This window comes from Arthrobacter sp. SAFR-179 (assembly GCF_059414945.1).
The window spans coordinates 219,688-234,674 of record NZ_JBPFDM010000002.1; the positions used below are offsets into that span (position 1 = coordinate 219,688).

The following is a 14,987-nucleotide window of genomic DNA, read 5'->3' on the forward strand; positions in this document are numbered from 1 at the left end:
GTCAGCCCCGCCGGTAGGTGAGGACCTGATGGAAGGCCGACGAACGCTCTACGGACCAGCCCGGGGGAGCGGCGGCCGCCAACTCGGCTGGCCTGTAGCTGCGCCGGATGGAGGTGAGGCCGTCCTCCCGGATGAAGGACTGCCGGAACGGCAGGGCGGCCACGCTGAAGAGGGTAAATGCGGCCGGGCTGCGGACCAGGTCGTTGTGCAGTACCTTCCCGGTTGCCAGGATTTCCGAGTCCGCCAGGAGTTTCCGGAGCTCCTCCGGTGTCAGATGGTGCAGCACGTGGTTGGAGATGACGACGTCGAACCGGGCACCTTCGCTGACCAGGTCATTACTGTGCGCCTTGCGGAACTCGACGCCGGCCATGGAGGGGCGCTGCCCGGCGAAACGGTCTGCGCGGAGATCGGGATCGATGCCCGTGATGTGCATCGCCTTCCCGTCCCGCGCCGCCCAGCGGGCCAGCATTACGGCCAGGTCACCGCCGCCGGATCCGACGTCCAGCACCGTCAACGGGTGGTGGACGGGCGTAATCATGGGTCGAAGCTCCTTAGCGTACAGTTTCCGCCAGCCGGACAGCACCCGGTTGATGACACCAAACTGCCGGTAAGTGTTGTCCAGGAGGCGGGCATCGCAGTCAGGGCGGTCCATCTGCTCGATGTCCGTCGTGGCGCGTTGGCGCAGCAGGAATCCCATTCGGCGGAGCCTGCCTCAGGCTACGGGCGCTTCGGCGGCAGTCCGGCTTTGGAACACCGTCAGGTCACCCTCGGTCGCCTTGTCCTCCTGGCCGCCTGTTGCCTGCCGGAGCTTGGTGAACAGGCCGGTTTCCACCGTCAGGCCCGGGCCAAAGGCCATGGAACAGATGCGTTCGTCCCCGGCAGGTCCCTCCTGCAAGGGTTGCTCCAGGATGTGCTTGAGGACGAAAAGGACCGTGGCGCTGCTCATGTTGCCGTAGTTGCGGAGGATCTCCCGTGCGGGGACCAGCTGGACGTCGCTGAGGCCAAGCCTCGACTGCACCTTGTCCAGGATGCTGCGGCCGCCGGGATGGATGGCCCAGTGGGGGATTGCCGTGTAGGGGAGCGCCGCCAGTTCCGGTTCCGTTTCGAGAAGGGGCTCCAGGGCGCCGACAATGTGGTCATCGATAATGTGGGGAACGTAGTTTCCGAGAATCATCTCGAAGCCGTTGTCGCCGATGTTCCATGCCATGGAATCCTCACCGACAGGCGTCAGGACCGTCTCGAAGTGGTCCAGTTTCATCAGCGCGGTTTCTTCCGCACCTTGGCGCGCAGTCACGACGGCGGCGGCGGCACCGTCGGCGAACAGCGCCGAGCCCATGATGGTGTCCGGGTCGTTGGAGGTGCGGACATGGAGGGAGCACAGTTCGGCGCAGACAACCAGGACGACGGCGTTGGGGTCAGCCTCGCAAAAGAGTTTCGCCGCACGCAGCGCTGGAAAGGCCGCGTAGCAGCCCATGAAGCCCAGGTGGTAGCGCTGGACTGCGGGGTTGAGGCCGAGTTCGCGGACCAGCTTGTAGTCGGGGCCAGGATTGAAGAAACCGGTGCAGGAGACTGTCACGAGGTGAGTTATGTCAAGTAAATCGAGTTCCGGGGCTGCCCGCAGGGCAGCGCGGGCGGCCTCCACGAACAGCTTGGTGGCCTCGCTGGCAAAGATATCGTTGCGCACTTTGGTGCTGGGGTTCAGCAGCAGCCCGGTTTCCTGGTCGTAGAACTGCGGGTTTTCCGAGCGGGACGTGTTGGTGAGTTCCTGCACGGCGGTGAACCTTGTCTCGATTGCTGCACCGTCAAAACAGGTATTGACCAGCCGTGAACCCAAACGGGTCAGTCCCGGCTGGGCCGCAAACACATCACGGGCTTCGGACTGGACGAGCTTTGTCCCCGGAACTGCAGTTTCAAGTGAGCGCACATAGACCGTCATTGGTTCATTCTTGACGGGCGCCAGAACAAAGACAATGGGGTTGCGGCTTTGACCAGCGCTTTTGCGGGGGCGTTTCCCGGTCACCAGGCGGCTGGATGCGACCCCAACCCCAGGCCGCTCCAAAGCGCCGATAATCTACATTATGTCAAGTAATAATCTGCGTATTGCATCAGATGAATCAATCATCCCGATCCCCCCGATCCGCAAGGAGTTCTCTCACTTCCTTGAGATTCCGCGGAATTTGCGGCCTGACAGCGTTAATGCGCCGCTGGCCAGGCGCTGCCTGGCGGGTGCAATATCGACCCTCGAAGCGGTTGTAACAAGCGTCTGACCTGAGGTTTTGTGCCGATGATGCATTTAATGAATCATTGATTCAGGATTTGAGCGCAAACTTCGATGGAACTGTGGGGCGAAAATGGCGGTCGACGCGTCCGGGCGTGTGCTGCAGCTGAGTGCTGTTCAGCTGCTGCATCCCGAGGAACAGACGCTTGAGGACATGCTGACCGGGTGGCGCAACCAGCAGCTCTCCAGGAACCTCCAGTTCGACACGATCGACAAGGGAATCGCAAGTGTCCGCAGGTTCGTCAGCCACGTGAACGAGTTCCCCTGGAACTGGGCACCGGAGCATGTCGAGGAGTATTTCGGTGACCTCCGCTCGATCCACCAGCTGAAGCACTCCACCGTCCGCGGTTACCAGTCCACGCTCCGCCGGTTCACGTCATACGTGTCGAACCCCGACTACGGCTGGGACCAGGTCTGCGAACAGCGCTTCGGCACACACCCGTCCCAGGTCTTCTTTGACTGGAACACCGCCTCCCACACACAGGAGTACGAAGGACGCGCCTCCAAGCGGCCGTTCACAAAGACGGAACTGCAGATGCTGTTCGATCACGCCGACGACCAGGTCGAACTCATCGCCGCCTCAGGCAAGAAAGGCTGGCAGGCAGCCTACCGGGACGCCGTCATGCTGAAAATCGCCTACTCGTACGGGCTCAGATTCAACGAGCTCCGGCACCTGCAAACCATCGACTTTGCCGCCAATCCCCAAGCACGAAGGTTCGGCAAGGCAGGCGTCTGCAAGGTCCGGTTCGGCAAATCACGCAAGGGCTCCCCCCACAAACCCCGCAGCGTCCTGACGGTCTTCGACTGGACCGCCGGCGTTCTCGAAGACTGGCTCGCCAACGGACGAGGCCCGCTCGACACCCTGGACCTGTTCCCCAGCGAACGCGGCGGCCTAATCTGTGAATCCACCCTGCTGCGCCGGCTCCGGCGCTACCTCAACGAGCTGGGCCTGCCAATGGATGGCCTGGACCTGCATTCACTCCGGCGCTCCTATGCAACGCACCTGCTTGAGGACGGATGGGATCCTAGATTCGTGCAACATCAGATGGGCCACGAACACGCCTCCACCACCGGGATCTACCAGTTCGTCAGCGACGACTTCCGCAACACGACTCTCCGTGCGGCGCTGGACCGCACCATCGATGAGGTCCTGGGCGTGCAGATGCGAGGTCAATGGTGAGGCGCGAAGTCGAATACAAATGGCGGCTCTCCGAGCTCATGGCAGCACGGGGACTGCACAACACAACCGACCTCATCCCCCTGTTGGCCGAGCGCGGCATCACCTTGTCCCGGCCACAGGTCTACCGTCTCGTCAACCAGAAACCCGAACGCGTCGCACTGCAGGTCATCGCCGCGATCTGCGACATCTTCTCCTGCGGACCCGAGGACCTCATCACCGTCACAGCCGCCGACGCCCGCGCCCGCAAAACCGGAACCAGCGCCCCCAACGTCGTCGACCTGAACCGCACCGTCAGACCACGACGGGCGCGCATCATCGACAATGATCACTGACAAACCCCAAGGCCTCAGCCCCCGCAGCACCAACCGCGGCCGGCCCCGCACCACCGGAACGGCAACCTGCGCACGCTGCGGCCGGTCCGCCGGCCGAACACGCGCCAGCTGGCCCGAAGGCCGAATCTGCGGCCCCTGCTTCACCACCGCCACCCGCACCCACGGAACCTGCCCGGAGTGCGGCCAGCACAGACTTCTACCCGGGCCACCGGACATCAGCGGAGGGCCACGCTGCGCACCCTGCGCAGGCATCCTCCATGACTTCCACTGCACCCGTTGCAATACGGAGGGCGAGTTCTACCGGCGCGGCATATGCGCCCGCTGCGCTCTCCGGGAGGACCTCAACGAACTACTGTCGCCAGGCTCGTCCGGCCCCGGCCCAGAAACAGCCCGCAAAATCGTTGATGTCCTCTGCAAAGCAGACCGGCCTGAAAGCATCATCACGTGGAAGCGCTCCCCCAAAGTCCAAGCACTCCTCGGCTCTCTATCGAGCGGGGAGACTCCGCTGACGCACGAAGGACTCGATGCCGCGGCTAAGTCAGCGAACCGCGAAGCCAATCACCTGCGCGCCCTGTTCATTCATCACGGACTCCTCCCCTACCAAGACCCGTATCTGGCCCGGTTCGAAACCTGGATTGACGACAAGCTCCGCCACTTGCCCGAGGAGGTCGCCAAACCCGTCGCACAGTTCGCCACCTGGCATCACCTCCGGCGCATCCGGTCCATCACAACACCGGAGAAGAGCGCCCAAGCCCCGGTCCACTCCGCCAAGCAAGAGATCACCGAAACCATCAAGTTTCTGGACTGGCTCTGGGAAACCCACCAGCGGACAGCGGCGAACTGCACCCAACAAGACATCGAAACCTGGCTCGCAACCGGTCCCACGACCAGAAAAGCCATTCGCACCTTCATCGTCTTCATCAAGAACACCGGCACGAACCACCGCGTGGACATGGGCCACTACACAGCCAAGACCCGCCCCGCGATCACCCAGGACCAGCGCGTGGCCTGGCTCCGGGAACTGCTTACAGGCACCAGCGAGTCCATGCCCTACCGAGTCGCAGGCATCCTGCTGCTTCTCTACGCCCAGCCGCTCGTTCGGGTCGCCAAACTCCGGACCGACGCTATCGAAACCAATGAAAGCACCGGCAACATGCGGATCACCTTCGGCCCGCACCCAGTGCCCATTCCCGAACCCTTCGCCGACTTGCTTCGAGAGCACCTTAAAGGCCGTCCGAATCTTAGAACAGGATCAGACGCACAAAGCCCTTGGCTCTTCCCGGGGACCCGGGCCGGACAACCACTTCACCCAAACGGCATCATGGATAGGCTCCGAAGCTTGGGCATCGATCTTCAGGGCGCACGAAACACGGCCCTCGACGAACACCTCTTAGCCTCACCACCGCCGCTGGTCGCCGACGCCCTTGGCTATAGCCACCAAGTAGCCTTCCTCCACGCCGACGCAGCAGGCGACGCCTGGTCACGCTACGTCAACCTGCGCACCAAACCCTGATACCGCCGCTGAAAATCCACACCGACCTTCCTGACGTCGGCCGCCGGGCGTATGGTCATTTCAAAACCGATGAGTGCAACACTCGTACCGCCAGAATTGGGGATACATGGCGCGTTTACTGCCCAGCTACGGAGGAGTGGGACGCGACTCCTTTTGGGATATGACTTACTTCACGGATACGGCAAGTGTCGGCGAAGTCTTTCTTGCAGTCCTGAGCGGGGCCATGCTCGTCTTCTGGATCTTAATGCTGTGGTTTTACCGCAGGAGAGGAAGAAGCCCGTTTCGAGACGATGCCTCCAAATTTGCCCTCTATTGCGCAAAAATAGCTCCCTGGATGTTGGGCGCCATCTGCCTTCTCTGCACCGTATGGGCTTTCACGCCAGGAAATCTATGGTGAACGTTAGCCGGGGTCCTTGGAGTGGACACCGTATCCCCACTTCGATCTGACTCATCATTCCGCCGGGCGCTGCTGCCCACAAATACGCCGGTCTCGAATCCGCAGGGATGCCAGTAGAATCGTGATTATTGCATCTGATGCACGATCACTCCTCCCTCCGCTCATTGCCACCGGCATGGCCTCGCTTGAAGCAGAAAAATGCCTGTGACCTGCGCAAACACTGTGAGAATGGTCGACTGGGGCCGACTCTTGAGTCCACCATGCAGTCCTCAAGAGTTGGACTGCATCAGGCCGGAAAGGGCCCTTTGATCCGCCCGCATCTGTCACTCGCGGAAGGAGATCCAGCGCCCGTGCCCGAACCGTTCGCCTCACTGCTCACAGAACACCTGGCCGCACGCCCCAACATGCGGACCGGCAGCAGCTCCGGCAGCGAATGGCTGTTCCCCGGATACCGGCCCGGGCAACACATCCACCCCAACACGCTCATGGAACGTCTCCGGGAAATCGGCATCGACCTCTTGGGCGCACGCAATGCATCTCTCCGCGCCCTCGTGAAGGAAGTGCCAGCCCCGCTCGTGGCCGAAATGCTCGGCTACAGCTACCAAGTCACCCAGAAACACTCCGCAGCGGCTGCCGAACCCTGGTCCCGCTACCCAAGAATCCAGGCGACGCGGATAATGACTGACACCATCGGGATGGGTCGATAAGCGCTCCTTGGAGACCTTCGAATCGGGAACGGGGCCGGGCCTCTCCGAAGGCAGCCCGACTAATGGAGGCAAAGGTGGCAACAAAGGAAGAACTGCAGCGGAGGCTTCAACGCATCCTCCGCTGGTTCCTTCCAGTAACGATCATCATGCTGATCTCCACCGTCCTAAGTCTCGTTGGTGTCGATTCGGAGCCGTGGTTCTGGACTCGGAGCATTCTCTTCGGCATCGCCGCCGTCGTATTCTGCGTCCAAGTCACCAGATTCTCGCTATGGCAGCGGGACGAATACTGGCGCGAAAAAGGACGGGATCCTAAGCATCCGGAGCGCTTTCCGTCGACCGACGCTGAATAGTTCCGAATCGAATATGCACCGTTACCAGTAGTACATATCAGCGCCCCTGCTTTGGCTATTCAGCCCAGCTTCCGGCTAGTGGCGCCGCTGCATTGACGCCCCGACCACGGCACCGATGCCAAGTCCCAGCGCGAGGCCCCAAAACGGCGTATGGAACAGTGCGAGCCCCAAGCTGATCCCCAAGGCAGCACCAAGCAGGCTGCAAATCCACAAGGCCTTGTTCACTGCGCCTCCTATATGGCTGGGCTGACCCCAGCTTCCTGCTGAGACCCTACTGCCTATGTAACCGCCACGGGGAAGTCCTGTGAAACAGCTCCTGCCCATTCCATCGTTCACCTCATCAAAGCATCGCAGCACGGACTCCTTAGGACCAGGACGACCACTCCCCCACACCTTGTACCTATTGAGCCGCGCCAGGCCAAGTCCCCGGGCGGCTAAGCTCGAAACCATGAGTTCCTTGAAAACGAAGGCGGCGGCAACGGCTTCCGGAAAGACGGTGCTGGCAGCCGCAGTGACCGATGTTGTGCTGATTCTCGCCTTCGCCGCAATAGGCCGCGACGCGCATCACCGCGAGGAACCCATCCTTGGTGTGCTGCTGACAGCCTGGCCCTTCCTTGCAGGGGCAGCAGCGGGATGGGCCGCTTCCCGGGCCCGGCGCCGTCCCTTGTCGGTCCTCCATACCGGAGTTCCCGTATGGCTTGGCAGCCTGATCGTCGGCATGCTCCTCCGGGCACTTACCGCGCAGACGATAGTCCTTCCCTTCGTCATCGTGGCCACACTGGCCCTGGCCGTTTTCCTCGTGGGCTACCGGCTCCTGCTGGCCGCCGCCGTCCGGCTCCGCAGCCGGTAACGGAGGGCCAACCGGCAGGTGCCTGCCGGGAAAGGGACCCCCGTGTAATAGGCTGGCAGGAGAGACAAACCTGCCGTGCCTTGCTGCGGCGGAACTGATTAAAGGGGTACAAACGTGGTTACCGCATTTGTTCTGATCAAGACTGACGCCGCCCGCATACCCGAGACCGCGGAGGAAATCTCCGCCATCGAAGGCATCAGCGAGGTCTACTCCGTCACCGGAGAGTGGGATTTGATTGCGGTTGCGCGGGTACACCGGCACGAGGACCTGGCCGACGTCATCGCCGACCGGCTCTCCAAAGTTCCCGCCGTCGTCCACACAACCACCCACATCGCATTCCGCGCATACTCACAGCACGACCTGGACGCAGCCTTTTCCCTGGGTTTCGAGCAGTAACCCGGCGCCCGGCATCAGGCGCGGGACAGGGAGACCCAACGGTCCAGGACGGCGGCAGCGGCACCGGAGTCGATTGATTGGGCCGCCCGTGCGAAGGCCCTTTGCATCCGCGCCAGGAACGGGCCCTCTGCTTCAAGATCGAAGGCAACCAGACCGGCCGCTGCATTGACCAGGACTGCGTCGCGGGCCGGGCCCTCCTTGCCGGCCAGCACGTCACGGACTACGCCTGCGTTCGCGGCTGCATCACCGCCGCGAAGCTGTTCGACCGTGGCCAGGCTTATGCCAAGGTCCTGCGGGGAGAACAGCAACTCATCAACGGCACCGTCACGGATCTCCCAAACGGTGGAAGGACCCGTGGTGGTCAGTTCATCCAGGCCGTCATTGCCACGGAAGACCAGTCCCCTGCTCCCCCGCCGCGCCAGGACTCCTGCAACCAGCGGTGCCATCCGCGCATTGGCGACGCCCACGGCAGACGCCTGCACGTTGGCAGGGTTGGTGAGCGGACCCAGGAAATTGAATGCCGTGGGGATGGCCAGTTCGCGGCGGGGCACAGCGGTGTGGCGGAATGACGGGTGGAACACCTGAGCAAAGCAGAATGTGATGCCCGCCTGTTCGGCGTTCCGGGCCACCTGGCCTATGGAGAGGTCAAGACGAACGCCCAGCGCTTCGAGCACGTCCGCGGATCCGGACGACGACGACGCGGCCCGGTTGCCGTGCTTCACCACCTTCGCGCCGGCGCCGGCAGCGACAAGGGCGGCCATGGTTGAGATGTTGACGGTGTTAAGTTGGTCACCTCCGGTGCCAACAATGTCCAGTTTCTCCCCGGAAATTTCCACCGGATTGGCATGGGCAAGCATTGCTTCGACCAAACCCGAAAGCTCATCCACGGTTTCACCCTTGGCGCTGAGGGCCACCAGGAATCCGGCGATCTGGGCGGGCGTGGCTTCGCCGGACATGATGGTATCCATGGCCCAGGACGTGTTCTCCGCCGTGAGGTCATTGCCTTTAATCAGTGCCGAAATCAGCCGGGGCCAGGTGTTGCCGGACGCTGCAGTTGCCTGTGAAGTCACCTGCTGATGCTATCGACCGATGGCAGGCGCTGACCAATGTGAACGGCTGCCGGAACTTTTCCGGGCAATTTCGCGTCTTTGTAGAAAAAGTCCTCCGAAAAGGCGGTTTGCGTTGGGCAGCACGGACTTTTACAGACATAATGTCTATGTGACATCTGCGACCCATGCCCCCAGTACCCCGGCGCACCCCACGCTGAACCGCCCCAACATGGTTTCTGTCGGAACCGTTGTGTGGCTGTCCAGCGAGTTGATGTTCTTCGCCGGTCTCTTCGCCATGTATTTCACGCTCCGCTCCACGAGTGGTGAGATGTGGGCTGAAGAGACAGCCAAGCTCAACTTCCCCTTTGCGCTCGTCAACACGATCGTCCTTGTGGCCAGTTCCTTTACTTGCCAGATGGGCGTCTTCGCTGCAGAGCGACTGCAGCCCCGGCGTACCGGGGGTGCCCTTTCGTTCGCCCGTTGGGGAATGAACGAATGGTTCACCCTGACGTTCATCATGGGTGCGTTCTTCGTTGCCGGCCAGACCACCGAATACGCGATGCTGGTTTCCGAGCATGTCTCGCTCTCCTCCAACGCCTACGGCTCTGCCTTCTACATGACCACCGGCTTCCACGGCCTCCACGTCATCGGCGGCCTGATCGCCTTCCTGCTCATCATGGGCCGGTCCTTTGCGGCGAAGAAGTTCGGACACTTTGAAGCAACGTCCGCGATCGTCACCTCTTACTACTGGCACTTCGTTGACGTTGTGTGGATCGGCCTCTTCCTGGTCATCTACGTACTCAAGTAGCCAGCTTTGATTCTTTTTCTACAAGAGGCAGAATTTCAGGTAGCGGCTCCCGGAGCCGGCGCAGGATCGAATAAAGGAACCACCACGTGAAGGCACTCTCACAAAAGCGGCGTCACCCACTTGCAGCCATAGCGCTGCTTCTGATGGGGCTCCTCCTCACGGGTGGGCTGTACGCCGTGGCAACCACCGTCAACGAGGCCAAAGCTTCCACCACCACCTTCAGCACTAATGACGCGGAAGAGGGCGGCAAGCTCTTCGCGGCCAACTGCGCCACCTGCCACGGCATGGGTGCCAGTGGGTCCAAGGACGGCCCCTCGCTGGTTGGTGTCGGTGCCGCTGCTGTCGACTTCCAGGTGGGCACCGGCCGCATGCCGATGCAGATGAACGGCCCCCAGGCCCTGAAGAAGCCGGTCCAGTTTAACGATGAACAGACCCACCAGCTTGCAGCCTACGTCGCTTCCCTTGGAGCCGGCCCGGCCATTCCTGAAGAGGACCTGACAAACGGTGGCGGCGACGCTGCTGCCGGTGGCGAGCTGTTCCGGACCAACTGCGCCATGTGCCACAACGCCGCCGCTGCCGGTGGCGCACTGACCCGGGGCAAGTTCGCACCGGCCCTGGCGGACGTATCCGGCAAGCACATCTACGAAGCCATGGCCACGGGCCCGCAGAACATGCCCGTGTTCAATGACGCCAACATCACCCCCGAGGGCAAGAAGGACATCATCACCTTCCTGAAGCAGATCGAAACCACCGGTTCTCCGGGCGGCGCCGACCTCGGCTCCCTCGGCCCCGTTGCTGAAGGCCTGTTCGTATGGGTTGCCGGCCTGGGCGTCATCATCGCCTTCACCATCTGGCTGACCTCCAGGACGTCCTGACTTCCCGCGGGAAACACACAACTTCTGCTGCCCAGTCAGCAGCTTGAAATTAGAAACTAACCCGGTAAACGCCGGGACGAGAGAAGGATGAGGCGAATTATGGGCAACCATAGTGACGGCAGTCCGAACCACTCGGGCACCGTAGCTACGGCTGGTCAGAATGAGGTGGAGAAGTTCCAGGATCCTGGAATTCCCCCGCATCGTTTGCGCCTGGCTGACACGGACCCGAAGGCCGCAAAGCGGGCAGAACGGCAGGTCGCCTTACTATTTGGCATTTCTGTTGTTGGAACCCTGATCTTCCTGGTGGCGTACTTCGCCATTGATCTGGGTGATGACTCCAGCATCGCCACCATCCGGCTCCAGAACGCCCTGCTCGGCGTAGGCACTGCCTTCGCCATGCTGGGTATCGGTACCGGCATCGTGCACTGGGCCAAGGCCCTGATGCCCGACCACGAAGTCTCCGAAGAACGCCACGCGATCCGCTACGAAGAGGACCGCCAGGCCGCTGTCCGCATCGTCGATGACATCGTGGAAGAGACCGGCATCAAGCGCCGGCCGCTGATCCGCAACACCCTGCTCGGTGCTGTGGCGCTTGCCCCGCTTCCCGCCGTCGCCATCTTTGGTGACCTCGGACCCCGTCCGGACGACAAGCTCGCACACACCATGTGGGCGCCCCAGGACGGAAAGCGCAAGCGCCTGACCCGTGACCCTGACGGAACCCCCATCAAGGCCTCGGACGTCACCATCGGTTCTGCCTTCCACGTCATCCCGGAAGGCCTGAACGAACTCGAGGAAGGCAAGCTCAACGAAAAGGCAAAGTCCGTTGTGCTGCTCATGCGCCTTGATCCCGCCTCGCTGAACCCGTCCGCGGGCCGCGAAGAGTGGGGCTACAACGGCATCGTTGCCTACTCGAAGATCTGCACCCACGTTGGTTGCCCCGTTGCTTTGTACGAGCAGCAGACGCACCACCTGCTGTGCCCGTGCCACCAGTCCACCTTTGACCTCACTCAAGAGTGCAAGGTGATCTTCGGCCCCGCCAGCCGTCCTCTCCCCCAGCTGCCCATCGCAGTTGACGACGAGGGCTACCTGGTCGCTACCAGCGACTTCCATGAACCCGTAGGACCAAGTTACTGGGAGCGTGATTCGCATGAGCGCAGCATCAACAGCTGAGCCGGCTTTCGTCGCCAAAACCAAGACAGGACGGATCACCGACTTCGTCGACGCACGCGTCGGCGGCTCCGGGATCCTCCGCGAGTTCGGCCGCAAGGTCTTCCCGGACCACTGGTCGTTCATGTTCGGTGAAGTGGCGCTGTACTCCTTCGTCATCCTGCTTCTGTCGGGAACCTTCCTGACCTTCTTCTTCGATCCTTCAATGGCGGAGACCCACTACGACGGCGGCTACGTCCCCTTGAAGGGCGTGGAGATGTCGGTGGCGTACAGCTCATCGCTGAACATCTCCTTCGACATCCGCGGTGGACTTTTCATGCGCCAGGTGCACCACTGGGCAGCACTGCTGTTCGTGGCATCGATCGCTGTCCACATGCTGAGGGTGTTCTTCACCGGTGCATTCCGGCGTCCGCGTGAGATGAACTGGGTTGTGGGCGGTGTCCTGCTCATCCTGGCCATGGCTGCCGGCTTCACAGGCTACTCGCTCCCCGACGACCTGCTGTCCGGTAACGGCCTGCGCATCATCGACGGCGTCATCAAGTCCATCCCGGTTATCGGAACGTACATCTCGTTCTTCCTGTTCGGTGGCGAGTTCCCCGGTACGGCCATCATCAGCCGCCTCTACATGCTGCACATCCTGCTGGTGCCGGCGCTGATCCTGCTGATGATCGTGGTGCACCTGTTCATGGTTGTCGTCCACAAGCACACGCAGTACCCCGGCCCCGGCCGCAACGACAACAATGTGGTCGGTTACCCCCTCGGTCCTGTCTACGCAGCCAAGGCCGGCGGATTCTTCTTCATCGTGTTCGGTGTGATCGCTTTGATGGCGGCATTCTTCACCATCAACCCGATCTGGAACTACGGCCCGTACGACCCCTCCCCCGTGTCCGCAGGCACCCAACCTGACTGGTACATCGGCTTTGTTGACGGCGCGCTGCGTCTGATGCCGGGTACTTTCGGCGACTGGCACGTTGAGCAGGTGTTCTTCGGACACGTCTTCACGTTCAACGTCCTGCTGCCGGCCCTGGTACCGGCCGGAATCCTGTTCACCGTCATGTTCATGTACCCATGGATCGAGCGCTGGGTCACCAAGGACGACCGTGAACACCACGTCCTGGACCGTCCCCGGAACGCCCCCACCCGTACCGCCATCGGCATGGCAGGCTTCGTCTGGTACTGCGTCATGTGGGCCGCTGCCGGTTCCGACCTCATCGCAACACACTTTGGTGTGTCGCTGAATGACGTCACCTACTGGCTGCGCGCACTGTTCTTCATCGGCCCGGTCATAGCGTTCGTCGTGACCAAGCGCGTCGCCCTTGCGCTGCAGCGCAAGGACCGTGAAATTGCCCTTCACGGCCGTGAGACGGGCCGCATCGTGCGGCTCCCGCATGGCGAGTTCATCGAGGTGCACGCTCCACTTGACGAGTACAAGCGCTACAAGCTGGTTGGCTTTGAGTCGCCCCAGGTCCTCCCGGCCGTACCCAACGAGCACGGTGTCGTCACCCGCAAGGAAAAGCGCCGCGCGTTCCTCTCCCGCTGGTTCTTTGAGGACCGCGTAGCTCCCGCTACGCCTGCTGAGCTTGAGGCAGCACATGGCCACGGCCACGAGGCTGTTGAAGCGGCAGAAGGCAGCAGGAGCCTGACGCACTAGGCTCCAGTTCGAGCAATGGGAAAGGCCCGATCCATATGGATCGGGCCTTTTCTGTTTCTGCGCCATTGCTCAGCCCAACTCCCCGAAAAAGGGACCTGTGCGCCTGGTGGCCGGTGGAGGAGCGGCCCGTGGACGGATCAGGTTAGTGGTTGCGCGCCCGCCTGGCTCCCGGCCGCTGCAGCGGCACCCAGAGCTTATACCGGTCTGCCCTGTAGTAGGACACCGAGTAGTCGACCATTGCCCTGGCTACAAACGCGTGCCGCTGGATCTTCAGCAAAGGCGCCCCCACCTCAACGTTGAGCAGGCGGGCCGTGGAGGGTGAGGCCGCAGTCGCCTCGATCATGTCCTCGCCCCACTCCATAACCAGCCCGTACTGCTCGCTGAGGACGTTGTACAGCGACGTGGGCGGTTCGCCGTCGAGCAGGCCCGGAACGCGATGCGCCGGGATGAAGTTCTCGTCCACGCTCATGGGCTCCCCGTCGGCGAGGAGCAGCCGGCGGAAACGGACCAGCGGTGTGCCCTCATCCAGCTGCAGCTCGCGGGCCAGGAAGGCGCTGGCGCCAATTTGTTCGAAACTGAGCACCTTCGCGGCCGGAACCATGCCGCGCCGCTGCATCTCTTCGCTGTAGGACGTGAGCTTGACCTGCAGGTCAAGCTTTGGCCGGCGGACGAATGTCCCCAGGCCCACCACCCGTTCGATGACCTCCTCCCCCACCAAGGCATCAATTGCCTGCCGTACCGTCATTCGAGCCAGCCCGAAACGCTCCGCCAGGTCCCGTTCCGATGGCAGGGCTGAGCCCGGCGGACATGACTGTGCGATGTAGGAACGAAGGATTTCTCGAAGCTGGACGTAAATGGCCGTTCCGCTGGTGCGGTCTATTTCCCCCGTGATTGCGGCGGCGCCAGCTGCCATGATCGTTCTCCTGCCGTTGGGTGTCCCCTCAATTTTAGTTCGGTCTAGACCAGTTGCCCGACCGCCGCAGCCTTTCGCGGAGCAGCCGGGCCTCCAGCTATATTTGGTCTGGAAATTCGTACTTTGACGGTGGGGGCCGTCTTTTGAAAAGGAGTCCCTTTGCCAACAATGAAGGCCGTGGTGGCAGCGCCGGTGGGCCTGCATGCACGATCTGCCGCGGTATTCGTCCGGGCCGTCACCGACACGGGCCTTGCGGTCACCATCAGCAAGGCCGGCGCCGGCAGGGTGGATGCACGTTCGCTGCTTCAGGTGATGGCAGCTGACTTCCCACAGGGATGTGAAGTGGAGCTTTCCATCAAGGAGGTGGAGCTGGAAGGCGCCCTGGGGCGGGAGAAGGCTGAGGAGGCCCTCCGGCAGCTTCGCGAACTCTTGGAGTCGCAGGGGGCCGCCTAGAAGGCCTGGGACGGCATATAACGACGTCGGGCCCCACCAGATTGGTGGGGCCCGACGTCGTTATTCTC

Annotated in this window: 16 protein-coding genes; 12 read left to right on the forward strand and 4 right to left on the reverse strand. The window is 62.2% G+C overall.

Features of this window, described 5'->3' with window-relative positions; all coding sequences use genetic code 11:
* Window position 1 precedes the first annotated feature (1 nt).
* Complete coding sequence (locus ACR65K_RS05385; protein WP_440151637.1) at window positions 2–697, reverse strand: class I SAM-dependent methyltransferase; 696 nt, start codon at window positions 695–697, stop codon at window positions 2–4.
* Between the two features lie 15 nt (window positions 698–712).
* Window positions 713–1,936 carry a type III polyketide synthase gene (locus tag ACR65K_RS05390; RefSeq protein ID WP_440151638.1) on the reverse strand — a complete coding sequence of 408 codons (1,224 nt, stop codon included), beginning with the start codon at window positions 1,934–1,936 and terminating at the stop codon, window positions 713–715.
* Between the two features lie 415 nt (window positions 1,937–2,351).
* Between ACR65K_RS05390 and ACR65K_RS05395 the strand changes: the two genes are divergently transcribed.
* The 7 genes from ACR65K_RS05395 (at window position 2,352) to ACR65K_RS05425 (ending at window position 8,003) form a co-directional block, all read left to right on the forward strand.
* Window positions 2,352–3,458 carry a tyrosine-type recombinase/integrase gene (locus tag ACR65K_RS05395; RefSeq protein WP_440151639.1) on the forward strand — a complete coding sequence of 369 codons (1,107 nt, stop codon included), beginning with the start codon at window positions 2,352–2,354 and terminating at the stop codon, window positions 3,456–3,458.
* A complete protein-coding gene (locus ACR65K_RS05400) occupies window positions 3,452–3,790 on the forward strand; it encodes a helix-turn-helix domain-containing protein (protein WP_387565392.1) in 339 nt (112 codons plus the stop codon). The genes ACR65K_RS05395 and ACR65K_RS05400 overlap by 7 nt, the downstream gene beginning before the upstream one ends.
* 655 nt (window positions 3,791–4,445) lie before the next feature.
* Window positions 4,446–5,303, forward strand: a complete 858-nt coding sequence (locus tag ACR65K_RS05405; RefSeq protein WP_440151641.1) for a site-specific integrase — start codon at window positions 4,446–4,448, stop codon at window positions 5,301–5,303.
* Between the two features lie 747 nt (window positions 5,304–6,050).
* Entirely contained in the window at window positions 6,051–6,407 is a 357-nt protein-coding gene (locus tag ACR65K_RS05410; RefSeq protein WP_235565213.1) for a hypothetical protein, read from the forward strand.
* A 74-nt stretch (window positions 6,408–6,481) separates the two neighbouring features.
* Entirely contained in the window at window positions 6,482–6,757 is a 276-nt protein-coding gene (locus tag ACR65K_RS05415) for a hypothetical protein (RefSeq protein ID WP_440151643.1), read from the forward strand.
* 448 nt (window positions 6,758–7,205) lie between these two features.
* Window positions 7,206–7,607 (forward strand): DUF3054 domain-containing protein, encoded by a 402-nt coding sequence (locus tag ACR65K_RS05420; RefSeq protein WP_440151645.1) that lies wholly within the window; start codon window positions 7,206–7,208, stop codon window positions 7,605–7,607.
* A gap of 114 nt (window positions 7,608–7,721) precedes the next feature.
* The gene (locus ACR65K_RS05425) at window positions 7,722–8,003 is read left to right on the forward strand and encodes an Lrp/AsnC family transcriptional regulator (protein ID WP_043456257.1); all 282 of its coding nucleotides are present in this window, start codon (window positions 7,722–7,724) and stop codon (window positions 8,001–8,003) included.
* A gap of 14 nt (window positions 8,004–8,017) precedes the next feature.
* Here ACR65K_RS05425 and trpD read toward each other — a convergent pair whose 3' ends face one another.
* Entirely contained in the window at window positions 8,018–9,073 is a 1,056-nt protein-coding gene (gene trpD, locus ACR65K_RS05430) for an anthranilate phosphoribosyltransferase (RefSeq protein ID WP_440151647.1), read from the reverse strand.
* Between the two features lie 148 nt (window positions 9,074–9,221).
* On the opposite strand from trpD, the gene ctaE reads away from it, so the two are divergent.
* The 4 genes from ctaE to qcrB all read left to right on the forward strand — a co-directional run bounded on the left by ctaE (window position 9,222) and on the right by qcrB (window position 13,553).
* Window positions 9,222–9,860: an aa3-type cytochrome oxidase subunit III gene (gene ctaE, locus ACR65K_RS05435; RefSeq protein ID WP_200831397.1), complete on the forward strand. Its 639-nt coding sequence runs from the start codon at window positions 9,222–9,224 to the stop codon at window positions 9,858–9,860.
* Window positions 9,861–9,946: 86 nt separating this feature from the next.
* Window positions 9,947–10,735, forward strand: a complete 789-nt coding sequence (gene qcrC, locus ACR65K_RS05440) for a cytochrome bc1 complex diheme cytochrome c subunit (protein ID WP_440151649.1) — start codon at window positions 9,947–9,949, stop codon at window positions 10,733–10,735.
* A gap of 99 nt (window positions 10,736–10,834) precedes the next feature.
* Window positions 10,835–11,905, forward strand: coding sequence for a cytochrome bc1 complex Rieske iron-sulfur subunit (gene qcrA / locus ACR65K_RS05445; RefSeq protein ID WP_056336810.1), 1,071 nt, complete (start codon window positions 10,835–10,837; stop codon window positions 11,903–11,905).
* Window positions 11,883–13,553 carry a cytochrome bc1 complex cytochrome b subunit gene (qcrB, locus tag ACR65K_RS05450; protein ID WP_056336807.1) on the forward strand — a complete coding sequence of 557 codons (1,671 nt, stop codon included), beginning with the start codon at window positions 11,883–11,885 and terminating at the stop codon, window positions 13,551–13,553. The genes qcrA and qcrB overlap by 23 nt, the downstream gene beginning before the upstream one ends.
* A 142-nt stretch (window positions 13,554–13,695) precedes the next feature.
* On the opposite strand, the gene ACR65K_RS05455 is transcribed toward qcrB, so the two are convergent.
* The gene (locus ACR65K_RS05455) at window positions 13,696–14,466 is read right to left on the reverse strand and encodes a GntR family transcriptional regulator (RefSeq protein ID WP_056336804.1); all 771 of its coding nucleotides are present in this window, start codon (window positions 14,464–14,466) and stop codon (window positions 13,696–13,698) included.
* A 159-nt stretch (window positions 14,467–14,625) separates the two neighbouring features.
* Here ACR65K_RS05455 and ACR65K_RS05460 point away from each other — a divergent pair, with 159 nt between their 5' ends.
* On the forward strand, window positions 14,626–14,919 hold the full coding sequence (locus ACR65K_RS05460; protein WP_056336800.1) for an HPr family phosphocarrier protein: 294 nt from the start codon (window positions 14,626–14,628) through the stop codon (window positions 14,917–14,919).
* The last annotated feature ends 68 nt before the right edge of the window (window positions 14,920–14,987 follow it).

Coding starts and splice junctions, on each gene's coding strand:
- ACR65K_RS05385 (WP_440151637.1), bottom strand. CDS start 697: ATGGGATTCCTGCTGCGCCAACGCGCCACGACGGACATCGAGCAGATG.
- ACR65K_RS05390 (WP_440151638.1), bottom strand. CDS start 1,936: ATGACGGTCTATGTGCGCTCACTTGAAACTGCAGTTCCGGGGACAAAG.
- ACR65K_RS05395 (WP_440151639.1), top strand. CDS start 2,352: ATGGCGGTCGACGCGTCCGGGCGTGTGCTGCAGCTGAGTGCTGTTCAG.
- ACR65K_RS05400 (WP_387565392.1), top strand. CDS start 3,452: ATGGTGAGGCGCGAAGTCGAATACAAATGGCGGCTCTCCGAGCTCATG.
- ACR65K_RS05420 (WP_440151645.1), top strand. CDS start 7,206: ATGAGTTCCTTGAAAACGAAGGCGGCGGCAACGGCTTCCGGAAAGACG.
- qcrA (WP_056336810.1), top strand. CDS start 10,835: ATGGGCAACCATAGTGACGGCAGTCCGAACCACTCGGGCACCGTAGCT.
- qcrB (WP_056336807.1), top strand. CDS start 11,883: ATGAGCGCAGCATCAACAGCTGAGCCGGCTTTCGTCGCCAAAACCAAG.
- ACR65K_RS05455 (WP_056336804.1), bottom strand. CDS start 14,466: ATGGCAGCTGGCGCCGCCGCAATCACGGGGGAAATAGACCGCACCAGC.